The sequence below is a fragment of the Micromonospora sp. NPDC047762 genome, assembly GCF_043204655.1.
GTDB lineage: Bacteria > Actinomycetota > Actinomycetes > Mycobacteriales > Micromonosporaceae > Micromonospora.
Genome location: NZ_JBIDCQ010000009.1, coordinates 109,304 through 129,978, shown reverse-complemented (window position 1 = coordinate 129,978; position 20,675 = coordinate 109,304). Strand labels below are relative to the sequence as shown.

Here is a 20,675-nt window from a genome sequence, read left to right as displayed (position 1 = left end):
CGGGCCGATCTGACGGCCGCATATCCGTCGACCGGGCGGGAAAGCGCGGGGCGTCCGACAGCCCAAACCGGAGCAGGAGTAAACATGCCTTTCATTACCGTGGGGACGGAAAACTCCGCGCCCATCGACCTGTACTACGAGGACCACGGTTCCGGTAAGCCGGTGGTGCTCATCCACGGCTTCCCGTTCAACGGTGCGACCTGGGAGAAGGAGACCACCGCGCTGCTCAACGCCGGATACCGGACGATCACCATTGATCGGCGCGGTTACGGTAACTCCGCCCAGCCGGCGTTCGGGTACGACTACAACACGTTCGCGGCCGACCTGGACGTGTTGATGACCGAGCTGGACCTCAACGAGGCGACCCTGATCGGTCACTCGATGGGCACCGGCGAGGTGGTCCGCTACCTGGGTAACTATGGCTCGCAGCGGGTGAGCCGGGCCGTGCTGCTCAGCCCACTGCAACCGATGCTGGCCAAGGCGAGCGACAACCCGGAGGGCGTCGACCGGAGCCTGTTCAAGGGCTTCCAGGACGCCATCATCAAGGACCGCTTCGCCTACCTGACGTCGTTCTGCGACGCGTTCTTCAACCCGGACCAGAACATGGGTAAGCGGGTCAGCGAGGAGGCGTACCGGGCGCACTGGCAGATTGGTGCGATGGCTTCCGGTAAGGCCACCCACGACAGCGTGGATGCCTGGCAGGAAGACTTCCGCCCGGATCTGCCGAAGATCAACATTCCGGTGTTGATCGTCCAGGGTGACCAGGACCGGGTGCTTCCCTACCCGGTGACCGGTCAGCGGCTCGGGCCGATGATGCCGACCGCCCAGCTCGTCACGCTCAAGGGCGCGCCGCACGGCATCCCGTGGACCCACGCCGACGAGGTCAACAAGGCGATCATGGACTTCATGAAGCAGCCGGCCAAGGCTCGCGCCTGACCCGTACCGGTAGCCGATCGGACGCCAGCGCCAACACGGCGCTGCGACACCCGGCCCACGGTTTCGCACCCGGGGCCGGGTGTCGTCCGCGTTCAGGCCCGGCGGGCCACCACCGCGCCGTTGGCGCCCGGTGCGTCGAACGGCACCGTACGCACGTCGACGAAGCCGGCGTCGGTGAGCCAGGCAGCATACTCGGCGCCCGAGTAGTTCCGGCCACCCTCGGTCTCGACGAGCATGTTCAGCCCCATCAGGGCCGCTTCCGGCGGCCCGGTGCGCTCATCGTTGAGCAGCAGTTCGCAGACCACGATCGCTCCACCGGGCGGCAACGCCGCGTGGCAGCGGGCCAGCAGCGCGCGGTTGGTCGGCTCGTCCCAGTCGTGCAGGATCATGCTGAGCAGGATGACGTCGTGCCCGTCGGGTAGCGCCGGGTCGGCGAGGAAGTCACCGCCCACCGCGTCGATCCGCCCGGTCAGGCCGGCCTCCGCTATCCGCTCCCGGGCCCGCACGCAGACGTGCGGCAGATCCAGGACGGTGGCGCGCAGCTCGGGCAGGCGGCGGCAGAACTCGATCGGGAACGCGCCGGCACCGCCGCCCACGTCGAGCAGTCGGCGGTGCGCCGAGAAGTCGTACGCGTCGGCCAGCGCGCTGGCGGTGAAGCTGGACGTGGAGAACATGGCGTCCCAGAACTGCGCCAGCATCTCCGGATCGGCGGTGTCGAACATCGACTGTTGGGCCTCCGGGTCCCAGGTCAACGGCCGATCCGTGCGCAGGGCCTCGCCGATGCGGTGCCAGGGCAGGTAGGTGCGCAGGTCCGAGTAACGAACCTGCGCTCCGAAGTAGTACGGGCGCCCCTCGACCAGGAACTGCTCGGCCAACTCCGAGTTGCGGTAACCGTCACCGGCCTTCTCCAACAGGCCGAGCGAAGCACTGGCGGCCAGCAACAGGTCCGCGGGCCGGTCGGGCAGCCCGAACTCGGCGCCGGCCTGCTCGACGGTCATCGTCCGCCCGCCGGCCAACCGGGTGAACAGACCGAGCTCGACGCCGGCCGCGAGGGTCTTGAACCCCCACACACCGGCCACCAGGCGCATGAGGGGAGTGGGAGTGATCATCCCGACATCAGATCACGATTCGCCGCCGTCCACGATGGTCGATCATGCCCGGATCAGCGTCACCAACCCCGCGGCCACCAGCACCCCGGCCCAGAGCCGGTCCACGTTGAACCAGGCCCGACGCAGCACACCCACCCCGAGCACCTGGTAGACCAGCAGGGCCACGGCCAGGGCGACGCCGAGCATGGCCACGGTGTGCACCCCGGCCGCCGCGAGGCCGGACAGCGCACCGACCGGCGCGGCGGTCAGGTGCCCGGAGTGACCCCCGGGCACCGGCTCGGCCACCAGCACCGGCACCAGCATGAGCCCTGCCCCGTGCGCCGACGACATGAGGAACGACCAGGCGGCGAGCTGTGCTGCCGACAGCCGCATCCCCGCCCAGCGGAAGTGCCGCTCGGAGAGCAGCCGCCACAGCCCGAAGGCCACCAGCACCACACCGCCGACCACCGCGAGGGTGCTGCTCGCCGTCACCGACCGGGTCGCGGTGACCAACGCGGCGACGATGGCCACCGAGGCGAGATGCCCCGCCGCGATCGGCGGCAGGGCGCGCAGCAGCGCCAGCCGGCTGCGCTCCTGGAGGCCCCGCGCCACGGCGAACAGCCAACCCATCGCCGGGTTCAGACCATGGAACGCGCCGAGCGCGGCGAGCGTCGCGAGGGTGGTGACGGTCATGGATAGCAGTACGAGTCGGAGGAGGCGTCCCCGCCCTGCAACCGGGTCTGGTGCACCCGCAGGCCCCGGAACTCATCCCCGTTCGGAAAGAACCGCTCATCGAGGGCGAGTCCACCGGCGTCCACGTCGACGTCGAGCTTGGCCAGCCAGGCGCCCACCCCGTCGGGGTAGAACTGGTCGTCCCACGCGCCGTAGAGCGAATTGCTGACGTAGACCCGCCGGCCGTCCCGGCTGACCTCCACCATCTGCGGGCCACCGGCCAACGCCTCGTCGGGTGCGGACGGGTGCGCGGTGCGGCGGACGATCCCGCCGAGGTGCACCGAGCCCGTCTGGACCGGGTGCAGCGGGTCGCTGACGTCGTACTGGCGCAGCTCCCCGGTGCCCCAGCAGGAGACGTAGAGGAACCTGTCGTCGACCGACAGGTCGATGTCGGTCACCAGCGGCGGCACCGCCCCGAACGGTTTGAGCAGGTCGGGCAGGTTCGCCGGGTCGGCCGGCTCGGCCGGGATGTCGATGACCCTGGTGACCGCCCAGGCGTCCCCGTCGCGGTGCCAGAGCCAGATCGAGGCGGACAGGTCCTCGACGCTGATCACCACGCCGACGAACCCGTACGACTTCGTCGGATCGTGTGCCGGCCGCAGCTCCAGCGGCATCTGGTACTGGTCGCCGAGATCGACCCGTTGGACGTGCCGGCGTTTCGCCAGATCCCAGAAGTGGATGGCGTGCCCGTAGCGTCGACCCAGCAGCAGCTCACCGATGATGCCGTCCTCGATCATCGGCGGGGTGCCCCACTCGCTGGTGACCAGCACGTCCTGGGTCAGGTGCCACCACACGTCGTACGCCAGGAACTGCGGCCCCCGGTCGGCCTCCCACGCCCCGCGGACCTCGAACGTGGTGTGGTCGAGAATGGCGATGCCACCGGGGCCCTCCGCGCCGTCCGCGCCGCCGAGAGCGGAGAGGTAGATGCCGTCCGGGCCACAGTGCACGGTGTGCGGCCGTGAGTAGCCGGCCCGCTTCGCCAGCTCGTCGGCCCCGATCACCTTGACGATCTGCGGCTGGCGCGGATCCGGCTGGGTGTCGAGCACGTGGATGCGCGACGACCGCAGGCCGGGGACGATCAGGTAACGCCGCTCGACATGCGGGTGCGGCGCGGTCGGGCAGAGCGCGCTGCTGCACGCGTTCCAGCCGAAGTGGTGCAGCTCGTCACCCACGTACGGCAGGTCGGTCCAGCCGACGACCCGGCCGTAGTCGGGGGAGTCGGGGTCGGTGTCCAGCACCACGATGGCGTCCGGACGACTGGCCGTCCGGTCGAAGGCCGCCACGTAGGCGAGCTTCTCCGCCGGTGCGGTCACCGCCTCGCGGGGCGAGGGGTAGAACGTGGGGTCGGGGGTCCAGCGGGTCATCGCAGCTCCGCTCGTCAGGTGGTGGGAACGCCGAGTCGGTCGAGCAGGTGGCGGCGCAGCGCGCCGAAGGCCGGATCGTCCGGCGTGCGGGTGGGGCCGAGGTCGACGGGCAGTTCCGCGGCGATGCGGCCCTCGTCCAGGAGAAGGATCCGGTCGGCGAGCAGCAGCGCCTCCTCCACGTCGTGGGTGACCAGCAGGGCGGCGAAGCCGTGCTCGGCGCGCAGCCGGCGCAGCAGGATCTGCATCCGCAGGCGGGTCAGCGCGTCCAGGGCGCCGAACGGCTCGTCGAGCAGCAGCAGGTCCGGCTCGCGGACCAGGGCCCGCGCCACTGCCACCCGCTGCGCCTGCCCACCGGACAACTCCTCCGGCCAGGCGCGATCCCGCTCGGCGAGACCGACCTCGGCCAGCGCCCGCCGGATCCGCCCCGGGCCGTCCGCGCCGGACAGGCCGAGCCCCACGTTCTCCGCCACGCGTTTCCATGGCAGCAACCGGTGCTCCTGAAAGACCACCGCGGCGGTGCCGTGCACGACGCTCGTCCCGCTGGCCTCGCCGTCCAACCCGGCGAGAATCCTCAGCAGCGTGCTCTTGCCGGAACCGCTGCCGCCCAGCAGGGCCACCACCTCGCCGCGGGCGATGGTCAGGTCGACCCCGGCCAGCACGACCGTCGGCCCGAACGCCCGGCGCACCGTGTGGGCGGTGAGCACCGGCTCGGCGCCGTTCAGGTGGCCCGCAGTCCGCGACGCCATGTCAACATCCTCCTCTCCAGGACGCGCAAGGCACTGTCGGATATCAGCCCGAGCAGCGCGTAGACGAGCAGGCCGAGCACCACCACGTCGGTCTGGCTGAACTCCCGCGCCTCCATCATCAGAAAGCCGATCCCGGTCTGGGCGTTGACCTGCTCGCCGACGACCAGGCTGAGCCAGGCCGCCCCGATCGCCAGCCGCAGGCCGAGGAAGAGCGACGGCAACGCGCCGGGCAGCACCACGTGCCGCAGTCGGGCGGCCTGCCCCAGACCACAGGTGCGGGCTGCTTCCACCAGCCGCTCGTCGATGTCCCGGATGCCGGCGTAGGTGTTGAAGTAGATGGGGAAGAACGCGCCCAGAGCGACCAGGCTGATCTTGAGTGATTCACCGATGCCCACCCAGATGATCAGCAACGGGACCAGCCCGAGGTGCGGCAGCATCCGGGCCATCTGCACCGGCGGGTCGACCAGGTCGTCGCCGAGTCGCAGCAGCCCGGCCACGGTGCCCAGGACCAGGGCCAGGAGACCGCCGATCAGCAGGCCGGCCCCGGCCCGGGTGAGGGAGTCCAGCAGGTGGATTCCGAGCGTCCCGTCCCGGCTCAGCCGCGCGCCGGTGGCCAGGACGTCGCTGGGCGCGGGTAGCTTCTCGGCCGCCAGCAGCCCGGTGCGCGCGGCCAACTCCCACCCCACGACGAGCGCCATCGGGCTCACCACCCGCCGCCAGCGCCGGGACGACCGCTGACGACGGGGTACGACAGGCGCCGCCGCTGTGACCTCTTCGGGCGCCTCGACGAGCGTCGTACGACTCACTGGAACACCTCGTTGAACCGGCCGTCGACCCGGGATCGGAGATCGACCGGCCCCGGGATGAGTTCCAGAGCGATGAAGCTGTCGGTGATCGCCTGAAGTTCGTCGCCGATGGCCGGGGTGACCGGGGCGAGGGGCTTGGCGCTGCGGGCCAGGGCGCGGCTGGTGACGTCCTGGGGGATCTTCAGCTCCGGCGCGAGGGTGCTGGCCCGCTCCTCGGGGTGGGCGATGCCCCAGTCGGTCACCTCGCGGTAGCGCCGGAGGAAAGCGCGGATCTCGTCCGTCCGCTTGTCGACCGCTCGGGGTGAGGCCAGGACGTACTCGCGGTTGCTGGCCAGACCGGTCGCGTCGGCGAGCACCTGGACCCCCGGTTGCTCGGCCAGGGCGAAGTACGGGTCCCAGATCACCCAGGCGTCGATCTGCCCGCCGTCGAACGCGGGCCGCCCCTCGGCGGGTTTGAGGTACTTGACCTGGATGTCCTTCAACGTCATGTTGTTCGCTTCCAGCAGCCGCACCAGCAGCCAGTGCACGTTGGACCCCTTGTTGAGGGCCACCGTTCGGCCCTTGAGGTCGGCGAAGCTGCGGTAGCCCCGGTCGGCCTTGACCAGCACGGCCTCCCCCTGCGGAATCGGTGCCGAGGTGCCGATGACGGAGAACGGGATCTTCCCGGCGGCGGCGAAGACGGGAGGCGCCTCGCCGACCTGTCCGATGTCGATCGAGCCGGCCTTGAGCGCCTCGGTGAGCGCGGGTCCGCTCTCGAACAGTGACCACTCCACATCCGGTGCGGCGCCGCGCGCCTTGACCAGGCTCAGCCCGCCGAAGCGCTGGTAGCCGATCCGGAGCTTCTGCGCGCTGCCGCCGTCCGCATCGGCGGATCCGCCGCACGCGCTCACCGCCACAGTGGCGAGCAGCGCCACTGTGCTGAGTGCCGCCGTCAGGAGGCGGCGGTGCGGGGGACGGCTCGTCGACGGGGTGGGCATGGCGGCTCCTCGGGTCGGGGCAGGCGGACAGCGGCGCATCGGCAGGTGTCGGCGCCGGCAGTAGCCTACTAACCCGATAGGTTTTATGGGTAGGCTGTCGGCGGGATCGTCCCACCCCTCAGGAGGTGCCCGCCTCGCCGCGTGCGCCGACCGCCCCCGCTGGAGGAAAGAGCCCCATGACCCTCACCTTCCACTGGTTCCTGCCCACCAACGGCGACAGCCGGGACATCGTCGGCGGCGGCCACGGCGTACCAACCGGTGCCGCGGGAGGCGCCCGCCCGGCCAGCGTGGCGTACCTCGGGCAGATCGCCCGCAGCGCCGAGCAACTCGGCTTCGTCGGCGCCCTCACCCCCACCGGGGCCTGGTGCGAGGACGCCTGGCTCAGCACCGCGATGCTCACCGAGGTGACCGAACGACTCAAGTTCCTGGTCGCCTTCCGGCCCGGGCTGCTGGCCCCCACGCTGGCCGCCCAGATGGCCTCGACCTTCCAGCGGCTGTCCCAGGGCCGGCTGCTGCTCAACGTGGTCACCGGCGGCGAGTCACAGGAGCAGCGGGCCTACGGCGACTTCCTGGACAAGGACGCCCGGTACGCGCGGGCCGACGAGTTCCTGCACGTGGTGCGTGCGCTGTGGCGCGGCGAGACCGTCGACCACGACGGCACCCACGTCCGCGTCGAACAGGCACGGCTGCACCGGCCGCCCGACCCGGTGCCGCCGGTCTACTTCGGTGGGTCCTCCGCCGCCGCACTTCCGGTGGCGGTGCGGCACAGCGACGTCTATCTCACCTGGGGCGAGCCGCCGGCCCTGGTCGGCGACAAGCTGGAGCGGGTCCGGGCGCTGGCCGCCCGCGCCGGGCGGGAGTTGCGCTTCGGCATCCGGTTGCACGTCATCGCGCGCGACACCGCCGAGCAGGCCTGGGCGCAGGCCCAGCGCCTGCTCGACGGGGTGTCCGAGGCCGACATCCGGGCCGTGCAGGAGGGACTGCGCCGTAGCGAGTCCGAGGGGCAGCGCCGCATGCTCGACCTCAACGGTGGCTCCCGCGACGGCCTGGAGGTCGCCCCCAACCTGTGGGCGGGGGTCGGGCTGGTCCGCGGCGGGGCCGGCACCGCGCTGGTGGGCAGCCACGCCGAAATCGCCGACCGGATCGCTGAATACCACGCGCTCGGCATCGACGAGTTCATCCTCTCCGGCTATCCGCACCTGGAGGAGGCGTACTGGTTCGGGGAGGGCGTGCTGCCGATCCTGCGCGATCGTGGGCTGTGGCGGCACCCCGACGGCCAGCCAGGGACCGGCGACCACGTCGACATCCCCTTCGCCGGCGTGCCAGCGCCGCAACCCGCCGTGGCCCGCTGACCAACCGCCGCAGGTGGCGTCGAGAGGGCTCGTCAGGTCAGGCACGCTCCCTTCTAGCGTGCCGCCGCGCACGAGGCGATCGGTTATCTCGCGGCGGGTCGCCCGGCGAACCGCTGGCCGACCCGCCGCGCCGCGAGGCTCACCACGGTGCTGCCGGCCGCCATCCCGACCAGCACCAGAATCCCCCCGACCACCCACAGCCCGCTGTCGTCGGTCCCGGCGGCCCGCCAGGACCAGACCGCCGTGAACGCCACGGTCATCACCGACGCCACCAGCCACGGGCTGAGCCGCGTCCCGGCGAGCGCAGCCAGCAACACGAGCGTCACCACACAGCCGATCACCTGCCACGGCTCGTACGGGCCGCTGCTCGCGCCGGTCTGCGCGTCGACCGTGTATCGGGTGTCCCAGCCCAGCCAGAGGAGCCACGTCCCGACCGTGGCCGCCGCCAGGAACAGAACACCGAGCAGTGCGCGCGTACCCCTCGTCGCCGTCATCCGGTGATCATCCCCTGCCTGCCGCCGCACGGGAACACGTACCCGCACCGGGCTGTGAACCAGGCCGATCCCCAGTGGACTGTTGCCTCGGTCGGTGGCGATCCTCTACGGTCTGCTCAGCGGTGGGCGGTGCGGTCCGCATCCGACCCGACACCGCCGGATGCCCGTCGTGCGGGCCGGGATGGTGGAGTCCCGGGTCGCCCCGTCGGCGGTGGCCCGGCGGTCGTGTGACTCCCAGCTCGTCCCCTCGGGTCCTGGTGCCCGGGTGGCTCCTCGTGGAGCCGACGGCGAGCCGGGGCACGCCGACCCACCGGGAGAGCCCCGTGTTCCTCAGCCCGCATGAGCAGGATCGCCTGCTCGTCCACGTCGCGGCCGATGTCGCCCGCGCCCGCCGCGAACGCGGCCTGCGCCTCAACTACCCCGAAGCCGTCGCGGTGATCACCGCGTTCCTCCTCGAAGGGGCCCGCGACGGGCGGTCGGTGGTCGACCTGATGTCGGCCGGCCGGGCGGTGCTGGGCCGCGACGACGTCCAGGACGGCATCCCCGAGCTGCTGAGGGAGGTGCAGGTGGAGGCGACGTTCCCGGACGGCACCAAGCTCGTGACGGTGCACCACCCGATCCCGTGATCCCCGGGGAGATCCTGCCGGCGGCCGACCCGGTCGAGATCAACGTGGGTCGTCCGGTGACCACGGTGCTCGTGGTCAACACCGCCGACCGCCCGGTGCAGGTCGGCTCGCACTACCACTTCGCCGAAGCCAACCCGGCGCTGTCGTTCGACCGCAGTGCGGCCTGGGGGCAGCGGCTCGCCGTCCCGGCCGGCACCTCCGTCCGGTTCGAGCCGGGCATCAACCGCAGCGTCGAGCTCGTACCACTTGGCGGCGCACGTGTCGTGCCGGGCCTGCGCGCAGAGTGCGCGGGACCGCTGGACCCCTCGCCGCACGCGGTCACTGCCGACGGGTCGCCGCGGTGAGCGCCGTGCGGCGGGACCGCTACATCGACCTGTACGGTCCGACGACCGGTGACCGGATCAGACTGGCCGACACGAACCTGCTGATCGAGGTGGAGACCGACCACTGCGTGGGCGGCGACGAGGCGGTCTTCGGCGGCGGGAAGGTGATCCGCGAGTCGATGGGGCAGTCCCGTGCCACCCGCGCCGAGGGGGCCCTGGACACCGTCATCACCGGCGCGGTGGTGCTCGACCACTGGGGCGTTGTCAAGGCCGACGTGGGGCTGCGCGACGGACGCATAGTGGCGCTCGGCCGGGCCGGCAACCCGGACACCATGCCCGGTGTGCACCCCGACCTGGTCATCGGCCCGTCGACGGAGGTGATCGCGGGCAACGGGCGGATCCTCACCGCCGGCGCGGTCGACACCCACGTGCACTTCATCTGCCCGCAGATCGTCACCGAAGCGCTGGCCAGTGGCATCACCACGATGGTCGGCGGCGGCACCGGGCCGGCCGAGGGAACGCGCGCGACAACCGTCACCCCGAACGCCTGGCACCTGGCCCGGATGCACGAGGCCCTGGACACCATGCCGGTCAACGTGCTGCTGCTCGGCAAGGGCAACACCGTCTCCAGCGAAGCGCTGTGGGAACAGTTGCGGGCCGGTGCGGGCGGTTTCAAGCTGCACGAGGACTGGGGCACCACACCGGCGGCGATCGACGCCTGCCTGCGGGTGGCGGACGCGTCCGGGGTCCAGGTGTCGATCCACACCGACACGCTCAACGAGGCCGGATTCGTCGCGGACACCCTGCGGGCGATCGGTGGACGGGCGATCCACTCGTACCACACGGAGGGTGCCGGTGGCGGGCACGCACCGGACATCATCACCGTGGCCAGCGAACCGAACGTGCTGCCGTCGTCGACCAACCCGACCCGGCCGTACACCGCGAACACCCTGGCCGAGCACCTGGACATGCTGATGGTCTGCCACCATCTCAACCCGTCCGTGCCGGAGGACCTCGCCTTCGCCGAGAGCCGGATCCGACCGTCCACGATGGCCGCCGAGGACCTGCTGCACGACCTCGGCGCCATCTCGATCATCGGCTCCGACGCCCAGGCCATGGGCCGGGTCGGCGAGGTGATCATGCGGACCTGGCAGAGCGCCCACGTGATGAAGGACCGGGTCGGCGCCCTACCGGGTGACGGGCCCGCCGACAACCACCGGGCCCGACGGTACGTGGCGAAATACACCATCTGCGCCGCGATGGCCAACGGCCTGGAACGGGAGATCGGCTCGGTCGAACCGGGCAAGCTCGCCGACCTGGTGCTCTGGGACCCGGCGTTCTTCGGGGTCCGGCCGCACCTGGTACTCAAGGGCGGCATGATCGCGTACGCCCAGATGGGCGACGCCAACGCCTCGATCCCGACACCGCAGCCGATGCTGCCGAGGCCGATGTTCGGGGCGTACGGCGCGGCGGCGGCCGCCACCAGCCTGGCCTTCGTGGCCCCGGCAGCCCTGGACGCCGGGCTCCGCCTGGATGTGCGTCGCCGGGTGGTGCCGGTGAGCGACGTACGGTCGCGGGGCAAGGCCGACCTGCCGGAGAACAACGCGATGCCGCACATCGAGGTGGACCCGGACACCTTCACGGTGCGGATCGACGGGCAGGTGGTGGAGCCGGACCCGGTGACCCGGCTTCCGATGGCCCAGCGGTACTTCCTGTTCTGATGGCAACGCCGAGCCTGCTGCTGCTGTTGGCCGACGGACGCTTCCCGGCCGGGGCGCACGCGCACTCCGGTGGTCTGGAGGCGGCCGTCGCCGCCGGCCGGGTCACCGACCTGGCCTCGTTGGAGGCGTTCCTGGCCGGACGACTGGCCACCGCCGGTCTGGTCGGCGCGGCGTTCGCGGCAGCCGCACACCGGGCGGCGGTGGCCGAGACCGCCGACTCCGCCAACCCGGCCCGGTCTGCCCGAGGGTCGGACGCGCCGGACGAGTCCGCCGCCCGGTCGTGGGCGCTGGCTGAGTCCGCCGCCCGGTCGGCTGCGCTGGCTCGGCTCGACGCGGAGCTGGACGCGCGTACCGCCGCCCCGGCGTTGCGGGCGGTCTCGCGCCGACAGGGCCGGGCGCTGCTGCGGGCCGGGCGGGCCATCTGGTCGGACGCCCCGTTCGCCGACCTGCCCGCGACGCCCGGTGGCGCACACCAACCGCTGGTGCTCGGGCTGCTCTGCGCCGCGGCCGGGCTGTCCCGCGTCGAGACCGCCACGATCGCCGCGTACGGGACGCTGACCGGTGCGGCCAGCGCCGGCGTACGTCTGCTCGGACTCGATCCGTACCAGGTCCAAGCGTTGCTGGTCGGCCTGGCCGACGCCTGCGACGGCACGGCCGCCGACGCGGCGCGGGCCGCCGATGATCCACCGGAGCGGCTGCCAGCCGCCGCCGCCCCACTCGCCGACATCCATGCCGAGATCCATGCCACCTGGGAGGTGCGTCTCTTTGCGTCCTGACACCGTTGTGCCGAGCGCTGTGCCCGCCGTCGAACCGATCACGCCGCCGCCGGGCACGCCGACGGCGGCCATCCCACCCCACGACGAGACCGTTCCGCACACCCATCCGGAGCCGGGGGTGGACCCCCATCCGCCGTTGGAGCGTGCCGGCCGTGCCCTGCGGGTCGGCATCGGCGGCCCGGTCGGTTCCGGCAAGACGGCCCTGGTGGCCGCGCTCTGCCGTGCCTTCGCCGACGAGTTGCAGCTCGGCGTGGTGACCAACGACATCTACACGACCGAGGACGCCGACTTCCTCCGGCGGGCCGGCGTGCTGGACCCGGCGCGGATCCGCGCGGTGGAGACCGGCTGCTGCCCGCACACGGCGATCCGCGACGACATCGGCGCCAACCTGGACGCCGTCGACGAACTGGCCGATGCGGTCGGCCCGTTGGACCTCGTCCTCGTGGAGAGCGGTGGGGACAACCTGACGGCGACCTTCAGTCGGGGGCTGGTGGACCGGCAGATCTTCGTGGTCGACGTGGCGGGCGGGGACAAGGTCCCCCGCAAGGGCGGCCCGGGGGTCACCGCCGCCGACCTCCTCGTGATCAACAAGACCGACCTGGCCCCGATGGTGGGCGCCGACCTCGCCGTCATGGATCGTGACGCGCGGGCCCGGCGCGGCGACCTTCCGACCCTCTTCCTGTCCATCGTGGGAGACCCCACCGCCACGTCGGTCGCGGACTGGATCCGGCACGAGTTGGCCCACCACGCCGCCCTGCACCCGCTCGCCGTACCGGCGGAAACGGCCTGATGCGAGCGCTCGCCCGGCTGGTCGCCCGGGCCGACGGGCGGGGCGGCACGGCCCTTGTCGAGCTGCACGGCGAGACGCCGTTGCTGCTGCGCCAGACCCCGACCGACGGTGGTGTCGCCACTGTGTACCTCGTCGGCGGGGCGGCCGGGCCACTGGCCGGCGACGATCTGCGCCTGGAGATCGAGGTCGGGCCGGGCGCGGCCGTGCGGGTGCGCAGCGTCGCCGCGTCGATCGCCCTACCGGGCCGCGTGGGTGCTGTCTCCCGGATGGCGGTGCGGGCGGTGGTGGACGCCGGTGCCACGCTGCACTGGCTTCCGGAACAGTTGGTGGCGGCGGCTGGCTGCGCGCACCTCGCCGAGTCCCGGATCGAGTTGGCCACCGGTGCGGGCCTGCGGTGGCGCGACGAGCTGATCTGCGGCCGGTACGGCGAGGCGCCCGGCAGCGCCGTCGTGCACACCCAGGTCGACTACGCGGGTCGACCACTGCTGCGGCAGTCCCTCGCGGTGGGACCGCACGCGCCGGGCTGGGCCGGCCCGGCGGTGCTCGGCGGCGCCCCGGCCACGGGATCGCTGCTGGTGGTCGACCCGTCGCGGCCCGCCGAACCTCCATTGGCCGAGGGCGGTGTCGCCCGGCTGCCGTTGGCCGGTGGCCCGGCGACCCTGTGGACGGCCACCGCTCCCGACGCGCACACCCTGCGCGCCCACCTCACCGGCTAGCCCACCTCACCGACTAGGAAGCCCAGTCGGTCCGCCTACCCCGGGGGCCGTTTTGGAGGCGGACACTGCGGAGAGCGTGATGTCTGTGAGTCATCACGATGACTCACAGACATCACGCTCTGCGGCGGGTGGCGTCTGCGGCTGGGTGCCGCGTGCGGTCGGGTGGCGTCTGCGGTCGGGTGGCGGCGGTTGGACTTGGGTCGCGATCGAGGCCAGATCGGGCCGATCCATGCCGCGTCGGGAGCAGGGTGAGACTGCGGCTCGCCCAGAAGTTCGGTCGGTGAGCCGGGGACGGATCAGCGGTGGGGGCCGGACGCGTCGGCGTGTTCCCGTGGCCGGCTCGGGTCGAGACGGCCGATCAGGTCGTCGATCTGGCTCACCAGGTCGGCGGCGTGCGGCACGCCCAGTTCGGAGATGCTGGCTCGGATTCGCTCGTCCAGGCGGGCGTGCTCGCGGCGGCCCCGAGCGGTCAGGTACGCCCGAATCCGTCGGCGGTCGATCGGATCGATCCGGCGGAAGACGAGGTTGCGGTCGACGAGTTGGTCGACCAGCTTGGTGAGGGTGCCCGGCGGCAGCGACGCCTCGATGGACACCTCGCTCATCGGGTGACCCTGGCCATCGGCGAGCAGGCAGAGAACCCTCCACGCCTCGATGCTGATCGCGTCGTCGGCCAGGACGGCGCCCAGCCGGCGGGAGAGCAGCCGTTCGGCGCGGGTGAGCGAGCGCAGCAGGTCGGCTGGCGCCCCGGGCACGTCTGACATGAAACTCCCTGGTCCGGTGGCCCTGTCATGGTAGCGAGTCGTCCCGGTCAGTGGTGAGCGCTGGTCTTCCGTCGTGGGCCGGGCAATCATGTGCTCATGTCCGCGCCGGCACCGCCGTGGCTGACCGTCGACCGTGCCGTGGTCAGCATCGCGCTGGTCTACCCGATGCGCGGGCCGGCCGGCATGTTCGGCCCCACCTGTGAGCTCTGCGCGCAGCTCGCGGTCGAGGAGATCAATAGGTGCGGTGGCGTGCTGGGCCGGGAGGTCCGCCTGGTGCCTGTCGACGGTGGCGCACCGCCGGCCGAGGTGGCCGCCGAGGTCGAGGCGTTGGTGTCGGTGGGGGCGGTACAGGGGGTGACGGGGTGGCACATCTCCTCGGTGCGCCAGGCCTTGGCACCCCGCGTCGCGCACCGGGTGCCCTACGTCTACACCGCACTCTACGAGGGCGGCGAACGCACCGAAGGTGTCTTCCTGACCAGCGAGACGCCCGATGCCCAGCTGTGGCCCGCGATGCGGATGCTCGCCGCCGAACAGGGGGTGCGCCGCTGGTTCGTGGTGGGCAACGACTACGTCTGGCCGCGTCGTACGTCGCGGGCCGCCCAGCGGTACGCGCTGCGCGGCGGTGGGCAGTTGGTGGGCCGGCACTTCCTGCCGTTGGACGCGCACGACTTCACCGAGGTGCTACGCCGCATCGAGCACAGTGACGCGGACGCGGTGTTGATGCTGCTGGTCGGTGCCGACGCGGTGCGGTTCAACAGGGCGTTCGCCCGATCCGGCCTGGATCAGCGCTGCCTGCGGCTGAGCACCCTGATGGACGAGAACATGCTGTTGGCCAGTGGTGCCGGCGCGACTCGAAGGCTTTACAGCACCGCGGGTTTCTTCGCGGGTCTTGTCACACAGGAGAACCTCGACTTCCACGGCGAGTTCGCGCGGCGCTTCGGCGTGGAGGCACCGCCGTTGGGCAGTCTGGGGGAGTCCTGCTACGAGGGCGTCATGCTGCTCGCCGCGCTGATCGGCCAGGCCCGCACCCTCGACGTACGGGCCATCGAGACGGCCGCCGACACGGTCGCCTACCACGGGCCGCGTGGGCGGTTACGGCTGCGTCAGCGGCACGTCCGGCAGCGCATCTACCTGGCCGAGGCCGACGGGCTCGACTTCACTGTGCTCGCTCAGCTCTGAACCGGGCACGGCAGTCGGCCCACCCGACTCTTGACAGCGCCACCCGATCCCGTCCTAAGATGCTTCCTGCGTGAAGTATCTGGCCGAGGAGTCAGATCTCACCATTGCGTGCCCACCGTTGGCGGATTCGCCGTCGACCAATGTGGTGGCACATATCCCTGCGTCTTTCCGAACGGCCGACACCGTTTCCTCCCCAACGGTGTCGGCCGCTTTTCGTGTGCGACTCGACGGTCCCTCGGAAACAGTCAATTAAGGACCGGGAAACACGCGCGCAATCATGCCGGTCAACGCTTTCCCTGCCCATATCCGAGCCGGTGCCCTGCGCGGCGTCCACCCGTCGATCTCGGCACCGCCCACGTCAGCTCCATCGGACCGCACCGACCGTCCTTTCGCCACTTGACTGCACCGCAGGGAGAGTAGATGTCATTATTCCGGGGCCGCCGCATCCTGGCGGGTGCCATGACCCTGGTCGCCGCGGCCGCGATGACCGCGTGCGGCAGCAAGACCACCGACGAGGGTGGCGCGACCGGCGTCACCGCCGATGTTTCCGGCGACACCGTCAAGGTGGGCCTGCTCAACTCGCTCTCCGGGACCATGGCGATCAGCGAGGTCACCGTCCGCGATTCCATCATGCTCGCCGTCGACGAGATCAACGCGGCCGGCGGTGTCCTCGGCAAGAAGATCCAGCCGGTCGGTGAGGATGGCGCCTCGGACTGGCCCACCTTCGCGGAGAAGGCCGAGAAGCTCATCTCCGAGGACCGGGTGGCGGCTGTCTTCGGCTGTTGGACGTCGGCCAGCCGCAAGGCGGTCAAGCCGGTGTTCGAGAAGAACAAGGCGTTGCTGTTCTACCCGGTGCAGTACGAGGGACTCGAGCAGTCGCCCTACATCTTCTACACCGGAGCGACGACCAACCAGCAGATCGTTCCCGGGCTGGACTACCTCAAGTCGCAGGGCGCGAAGTCGGTCTATCTGGTCGGTAGCGACTACGTGTTTCCGCGGACCGCAAACAAAATCATCAAGGCGTACGCGGCCGCGAACGGGATGACCGTGCTGGGTGAGGATTACGCGCCGCTGGGCTCCACCGAGTTCGGCACCATCGTGAACAAGGTCAAATCATCCGGCGCGGATGCGGTTTTCAACACGCTCAACGGCGACAGCAACGTCGCCTTCTTCAAGGAGTACAAGTCGGCGGGTCTGAGCGCCGCCGCGATGCCTGTGGTGTCGGTGTCGATCGCCGAGGAAGAGGTCAAGGGCATCGGCACCCAGTACCTGGAGGGCCAGCTGACGGCCTGGAACTACTACCAGACCACCCCGGGCGCGGCGAACTCGAAGTTCGTGGCCGCGTACAAGGCGAAGTACGGCGCGGACAAGCCGACCAGCGACCCGATGGAGGCCGCGTACGTCGGCGTGCACCTGTGGAAGGCGATGGTCGAGAAGGCTGGCGCCTTCGACGTGGAGAAGGTCCGCGCCGCCTCGGACGGGATCACCTTCGACGCTCCGGAGGGGTTGGTCACCGTCGACGGCAAGACCCAGCACATCGCGAAGACCGCCCGGATCGGCAAGATCGGCGCGGACGGCCTGATCACTGAGGTGTGGAACTCCGGCAAGCCGGTCGCACCGGATCCGTACCTCAAGACCTACCCGTGGGCGAGCGGCCTGAGCTGACGACGCCGGCCCGGGCGGAACGCGTTGCCGCGCGCTCCGCCCGGGCCACCCGACCAGCAGTTCGGAGTACCCACCGTGACAGTCCTCTTCGGTCAACTCTTCACCGGCATCAGCATCGGCGCGGTGCTGCTGCTCATCGCGCTCGGCCTCGCGCTGACCTTCGGCCAGATGAACGTGATCAACATGGCGCACGGTGAGTTCATCATGGCCGGCGCGTACACCACCTACGTTCTGCAGCAGAGCATCACCGGCGCTGGCCTGTCACTTGCGGTCGCGCTGCCGGTGGCGTTCGTGGTCGCCGGCACCATGGGTGTCCTGCTGGAGGTGCTGCTCATCCGTCGGCTCTACGCCCGCCCACTGGACACCCTGCTGGTCACCTGGGGTGTGTCACTGATCCTGCAACAACTGGCCCGGGACATCTTCGGCAGCCCGAACGTGCAGACCCGCGCGCCCGAGCTGCTCACCGGCAACGTGGCGCTGCCCGGCGGGCTGACCATCGCCAACAACCGGCTGTTCATCCTGGCCCTGGCGCTGGCCGCCGTCGCGGCGCTCACCCTGGCGCTGCGACTCACCCCGCTCGGACGTCGTATCCGCGCGGTGGTGCAGAACCGCGACCTCGCCGCCGTTTCCGGTGTCGCCACCTCCCGGGTCGACCGGACGACCTTCTTCCTCGGCTCCGGCCTGGCCGGGCTCGCCGGGGTGGCCCTCACCCTGCTCGGCCCGATCGGCCCGACCATGGGCACCAACCTGATCATCGACGCCTTCCTGGTCGTCGTGGTCGGCGGGATCGGCCAGCTCAAGGGCAGTGTGATCGTCGCCTTCGCCCTCGGCGTGCTCCAGGCCACCGGGGAATACCTGACCACCCTCAGCGTCGCCAAGGTGATCGTGTTCGTGGCGATCGTCGCGTTCCTCCAGTGGCGGCCACAGGGCCTGTTCACCCTGCGGACCAGGAGCCTCGCATGACCGCCGTCACCCCCGCGCCACCCAGCACCGCCGTCCGCCCGGCGCCTGCCGGCGCCGTACCACCGGGCCGCCCCGCCGGCCGCTCGCGGCTACGGACCCTGGCCGGCTTCGCCTTCGGCGCGGCGCTGCTGTTCGCCGTCGCCCCGCTGGTGTTGTCGGACTTCCGGCTGGCCCTGCTCGCCAAGTACCTCTGCGTCGCCATGGTCGCGGTCGGCATCGGGATCGCCTGGGGTCGGGGCGGGATGCTCACCCTGGGCCAGGGTGTCTTCTTCGGCCTCGGCGGCTACGCGATGGCCATGCACCTCAAGCTCGCCGACGCGGGCCCGGGTGGGATGCCCGATTTCATGCAGCTGTACGGGCAACTCGACGAGCTGCCGCTGTGGTGGCGGCCGTTCGCCAGCCCGTGGTTCGCGCTGCCCGCCACGGTGCTGCTGCCGATGGCTGTCGCCTTCGGGCTGGGCTCGCTGGTCTTTCGCCGCCGGGTCCGCGGCGCGTACTTCGCCATCCTCAGCCAGGCGCTCGCCGCCGCGATGGTGATCCTGCTGATCGGCCAACAGGGCACCACGGGTGGCACCAACGGGCTCACCGACATCAAGGGCTTCTTCGGCTACGACCTGGACGACCCGGTCAACCAGCGGATGGTGTACTTCATCATCGCCGGCACATTATTGGCGTTGCTCGCGCTGACCCGTCAGCTGATCCAGAGCCGTTACGGCGAGCTGCTGGTGGCGGTCCGCGACGGTGAGGAACGGGTCCGCTTCCTGGGCTACGACCCGGCGTCGGTCAAGCTTGTGGCGTATGTGGTGGCGGCGGGCATGGCCGGGCTGGCCGGGGCGCTTTTCGTGCCGGCGGTGGGCATCATCTCGCCCGCGCTGATCGGCATCGTCCCGTCGATCGAGTTCGTCATCGGCGTCGCGGTGGGCGGCCGGGCCACAGTGCTCGGGCCGGTGCTCGGCGCGGTGGCGGTGGCCTGGGCGCGTACCGCCCTCTCCGAGCGTTTTCCGGGCACCTGGACGTACCTTCAGGGGTTGCTCTTCGTGGTCGTGGTGGCGTTCCTCCCCGGCGGCCTGGCGTCGCTGTGGGCGTTGGCCCGCCGCCGTGACGTCGCCGCGCGGCCGCAGCGGCGCGGCTGGCTGTCACTGGGTCGCCGACGCGCCGAACGGACGGAGGTGCCTGCGGCATGAGCGGCGAGCGCTTGGACGGCTTGTCCGTCCGTGACGTGCGGGTCAGCTTCGACGGTTTCACCGCCGTGGACGGCGTCTCGTTGGAGGTGCCCGCCGGCGACATCCGGTTCCTGATCGGGCCGAACGGCGCCGGTAAGACCACACTGGTCGACGCGATCACCGGCCTGGTCAGGGCCAGCGGTTCGGTCCGGTTCGGTGACCAGGAACTGCTCGGCCGGCCGGTGCACCGGATCAGCCGGCTCGGCATCGGGCGGACCTTCCAGACCTCGACGGTCTTCGAGGAGCTGTCGGTGTTGCAGAACCTCGACATCGCGGCGGGCGCGCGGCGCAGCTGGGCGACCCTGGCCCGCCGCCGACGGGGCGTGCCTGACGAGATCGCCGCCGCGCTGGAGACGATCGGTCTGGCCGAGCGGACCGCGGACCTCGCCGGGACGCTCGCGCACGGCCAGAAGCAGTGGCTGGAGATCGGCATGCTGCTGGTGCAGGACGCGCGACTGCTGCTGCTGGACGAGCCGGTCGCCGGGATGAGCCATGAGGAGCGCGACGCCACCGGCGTCCTGTTGGAGAGGGTGAGCCGGGATCGCACTGTCGTCGTGATCGAGCACGACATGGACTTCTTACGTCGGTTCGCGCGCAGCGTCACAGTGCTGCACGCCGGCCGGGTGCTCAGCGAGGGTACGGTCGCGCAGGTCCAGGCGGACCCGCGCGTGCAGGAGGTCTACCTTGGCCACCCGGTCGACGCCGGGTCGGCCCGCACCGGCCGGGAGGCATGATGCTGACGCTGCGTGGGGTGCACGCCGGGTACGGGCGTTCCCGGGTGCTGCACGGGGTCGACCTGGCGGTCCCGCCCGACGGGGTCGCCTCCGTGCTCGGACACAACGGTGCCGGCAAGAGCACCCTGCTGCGGGTCGCGGCGGGGCTGCTGCGCCCGAGTGCCGGCACCGTGGAGTTGGACGGCGAGGACGTCACCCGCGCCGGGCCGCACGAGCGGGTGGCGCGAGGGATGGCGTACGTCCCGCAGGGTCAGCAGTGCTTTCCGCACCTGACCGCGGCGGAGAACCTGCGGCTGGTCGCCGACGGCCGGCGCGACGGCGCGGTGGCGACGGCGGAGGTGCTGGATCTGTTTCCGGCGTTGCGCCCGCTGCTGCGGCGGCGGGCCGGGCTGCTCTCCGGCGGTCAGCGCCAGCAGTTGGCCATCGCCCGCGCCCTGATCACCCGGCCGCGGCTGCTGATGCTCGACGAGCCGACCGAGGGCATCCAGCCGTCGGTGGTCGCGGAGATCCAGGAGCGGATCGTCGAGTTGACCCGGCAGTCCGGGTTCAGTGTGCTCCTGGTCGAGCAGCACCTGGGTTTCGCCCTGCGGGTGGCGGACCGCTACCACGTGCTGGAGTCCGGTCGGGTCACCTCGTCGGGCGACGGGGGTGTCACGGCCGAGCGGGACGTCCGGGCGGCGCTGGCCGTCTGATCGGGGTGGCG

At 71.3% G+C, this 20,675-nt stretch carries 22 protein-coding genes; 14 read left to right on the top strand and 8 right to left on the bottom strand.

Going from position 1 to position 20,675, the window contains the following annotated elements; all coding sequences use genetic code 11:
• The first annotated feature begins 84 nt into the window (after positions 1-84).
• Positions 85-936 (top strand): alpha/beta hydrolase, encoded by an 852-nt coding sequence (locus ACGF3C_RS25930; RefSeq protein ID WP_357233258.1) that lies wholly within the window; start codon positions 85-87, stop codon positions 934-936.
• Between the two features lie 92 nt (positions 937-1,028).
• On the opposite strand, the gene ACGF3C_RS25925 is transcribed toward ACGF3C_RS25930, so the two are convergent.
• Genes ACGF3C_RS25925 through ACGF3C_RS25900 form a run of 6 tightly spaced genes read right to left on the bottom strand, consistent with a single transcriptional unit; the run spans position 1,029 to position 6,649 of the window.
• Positions 1,029-2,045, bottom strand: coding sequence for a methyltransferase (locus ACGF3C_RS25925; protein WP_357233260.1), 1,017 nt, complete (start codon positions 2,043-2,045; stop codon positions 1,029-1,031).
• Between the two features lie 42 nt (positions 2,046-2,087).
• The gene (locus ACGF3C_RS25920) at positions 2,088-2,717 is read right to left on the bottom strand and encodes a hypothetical protein (RefSeq protein ID WP_393226025.1); all 630 of its coding nucleotides are present in this window, start codon (positions 2,715-2,717) and stop codon (positions 2,088-2,090) included.
• Positions 2,714-4,120 carry a selenium-binding family protein gene (locus tag ACGF3C_RS25915; RefSeq protein WP_393226022.1) on the bottom strand — a complete coding sequence of 469 codons (1,407 nt, stop codon included), beginning with the start codon at positions 4,118-4,120 and terminating at the stop codon, positions 2,714-2,716. The genes ACGF3C_RS25920 and ACGF3C_RS25915 overlap by 4 nt, the downstream gene beginning before the upstream one ends.
• A 14-nt stretch (positions 4,121-4,134) precedes the next feature.
• Positions 4,135-4,866 carry an ABC transporter ATP-binding protein gene (locus ACGF3C_RS25910; protein ID WP_393226019.1) on the bottom strand — a complete coding sequence of 244 codons (732 nt, stop codon included), beginning with the start codon at positions 4,864-4,866 and terminating at the stop codon, positions 4,135-4,137.
• Positions 4,839-5,672, bottom strand: coding sequence for an ABC transporter permease subunit (locus tag ACGF3C_RS25905; protein ID WP_357233146.1), 834 nt, complete (start codon positions 5,670-5,672; stop codon positions 4,839-4,841). The genes ACGF3C_RS25910 and ACGF3C_RS25905 overlap by 28 nt, the downstream gene beginning before the upstream one ends.
• On the bottom strand, positions 5,669-6,649 hold the full coding sequence (locus tag ACGF3C_RS25900) for an aliphatic sulfonate ABC transporter substrate-binding protein (RefSeq protein ID WP_393226016.1): 981 nt from the start codon (positions 6,647-6,649) through the stop codon (positions 5,669-5,671). Before ACGF3C_RS25900 ends, ACGF3C_RS25905 begins: the two co-directional genes overlap by 4 nt.
• A 176-nt stretch (positions 6,650-6,825) precedes the next feature.
• On the opposite strand from ACGF3C_RS25900, the gene ACGF3C_RS25895 reads away from it, so the two are divergent.
• Positions 6,826-8,001, top strand: coding sequence for an LLM class flavin-dependent oxidoreductase (locus tag ACGF3C_RS25895; protein ID WP_393226013.1), 1,176 nt, complete (start codon positions 6,826-6,828; stop codon positions 7,999-8,001).
• Positions 8,002-8,084: 83 nt separating this feature from the next.
• Here the strand turns inward: ACGF3C_RS25895 and ACGF3C_RS25890 are convergent, their stop codons facing one another.
• Positions 8,085-8,495, bottom strand: coding sequence for a hypothetical protein (locus tag ACGF3C_RS25890; protein ID WP_357233153.1), 411 nt, complete (start codon positions 8,493-8,495; stop codon positions 8,085-8,087).
• 323 nt (positions 8,496-8,818) lie between these two features.
• On the opposite strand from ACGF3C_RS25890, the gene ACGF3C_RS25885 reads away from it, so the two are divergent.
• The 6 genes from ACGF3C_RS25885 to ACGF3C_RS25860 are packed head-to-tail and all read left to right on the top strand — an operon-like array spanning position 8,819 to position 13,447.
• The gene (locus ACGF3C_RS25885) at positions 8,819-9,121 is read left to right on the top strand and encodes an urease subunit gamma (RefSeq protein WP_030335444.1); all 303 of its coding nucleotides are present in this window, start codon (positions 8,819-8,821) and stop codon (positions 9,119-9,121) included.
• Complete coding sequence (locus ACGF3C_RS25880; protein ID WP_393226010.1) at positions 9,118-9,465, top strand: urease subunit beta; 348 nt, start codon at positions 9,118-9,120, stop codon at positions 9,463-9,465. Before ACGF3C_RS25885 ends, ACGF3C_RS25880 begins: the two co-directional genes overlap by 4 nt.
• Positions 9,462-11,165 (top strand): urease subunit alpha, encoded by a 1,704-nt coding sequence (locus ACGF3C_RS25875; protein WP_355006678.1) that lies wholly within the window; start codon positions 9,462-9,464, stop codon positions 11,163-11,165. The genes ACGF3C_RS25880 and ACGF3C_RS25875 overlap by 4 nt, the downstream gene beginning before the upstream one ends.
• Positions 11,165-11,941: an urease accessory protein UreF gene (locus ACGF3C_RS25870; protein WP_393226007.1), complete on the top strand. Its 777-nt coding sequence runs from the start codon at positions 11,165-11,167 to the stop codon at positions 11,939-11,941. Before ACGF3C_RS25875 ends, ACGF3C_RS25870 begins: the two co-directional genes overlap by 1 nt.
• 37 nt (positions 11,942-11,978) lie before the next feature.
• The gene (gene ureG, locus ACGF3C_RS25865) at positions 11,979-12,731 is read left to right on the top strand and encodes an urease accessory protein UreG (protein ID WP_393226339.1); all 753 of its coding nucleotides are present in this window, start codon (positions 11,979-11,981) and stop codon (positions 12,729-12,731) included.
• Entirely contained in the window at positions 12,731-13,447 is a 717-nt protein-coding gene (locus ACGF3C_RS25860) for an urease accessory protein UreD (RefSeq protein ID WP_393226004.1), read from the top strand. The genes ureG and ACGF3C_RS25860 overlap by 1 nt, the downstream gene beginning before the upstream one ends.
• A 296-nt stretch (positions 13,448-13,743) precedes the next feature.
• On the opposite strand, the gene ACGF3C_RS25855 is transcribed toward ACGF3C_RS25860, so the two are convergent.
• Positions 13,744-14,208 (bottom strand): MarR family winged helix-turn-helix transcriptional regulator, encoded by a 465-nt coding sequence (locus tag ACGF3C_RS25855; protein ID WP_393226001.1) that lies wholly within the window; start codon positions 14,206-14,208, stop codon positions 13,744-13,746.
• Between the two features lie 96 nt (positions 14,209-14,304).
• Here ACGF3C_RS25855 and ACGF3C_RS25850 point away from each other — a divergent pair, with 96 nt between their 5' ends.
• From ACGF3C_RS25850 to urtE, 6 genes are all read left to right on the top strand, one after another.
• Complete coding sequence (locus tag ACGF3C_RS25850; RefSeq protein WP_393225998.1) at positions 14,305-15,387, top strand: substrate-binding domain-containing protein; 1,083 nt, start codon at positions 14,305-14,307, stop codon at positions 15,385-15,387.
• 420 nt (positions 15,388-15,807) lie between these two features.
• Complete coding sequence (gene urtA, locus ACGF3C_RS25845) at positions 15,808-17,052, top strand: urea ABC transporter substrate-binding protein (RefSeq protein WP_355006684.1); 1,245 nt, start codon at positions 15,808-15,810, stop codon at positions 17,050-17,052.
• A 75-nt stretch (positions 17,053-17,127) separates the two neighbouring features.
• Positions 17,128-18,015: an urea ABC transporter permease subunit UrtB gene (gene urtB / locus ACGF3C_RS25840; RefSeq protein ID WP_357196276.1), complete on the top strand. Its 888-nt coding sequence runs from the start codon at positions 17,128-17,130 to the stop codon at positions 18,013-18,015.
• A complete protein-coding gene (gene urtC / locus ACGF3C_RS25835) occupies positions 18,012-19,199 on the top strand; it encodes an urea ABC transporter permease subunit UrtC (RefSeq protein ID WP_393225994.1) in 1,188 nt (395 codons plus the stop codon). Before urtB ends, urtC begins: the two co-directional genes overlap by 4 nt.
• Positions 19,196-19,972: an urea ABC transporter ATP-binding protein UrtD gene (gene urtD, locus ACGF3C_RS25830; protein ID WP_393225991.1), complete on the top strand. Its 777-nt coding sequence runs from the start codon at positions 19,196-19,198 to the stop codon at positions 19,970-19,972. Before urtC ends, urtD begins: the two co-directional genes overlap by 4 nt.
• The gene (gene urtE, locus ACGF3C_RS25825) at positions 19,972-20,664 is read left to right on the top strand and encodes an urea ABC transporter ATP-binding subunit UrtE (RefSeq protein ID WP_355006688.1); all 693 of its coding nucleotides are present in this window, start codon (positions 19,972-19,974) and stop codon (positions 20,662-20,664) included. The genes urtD and urtE overlap by 1 nt, the downstream gene beginning before the upstream one ends.
• The last annotated feature ends 11 nt before the right edge of the window (positions 20,665-20,675 follow it).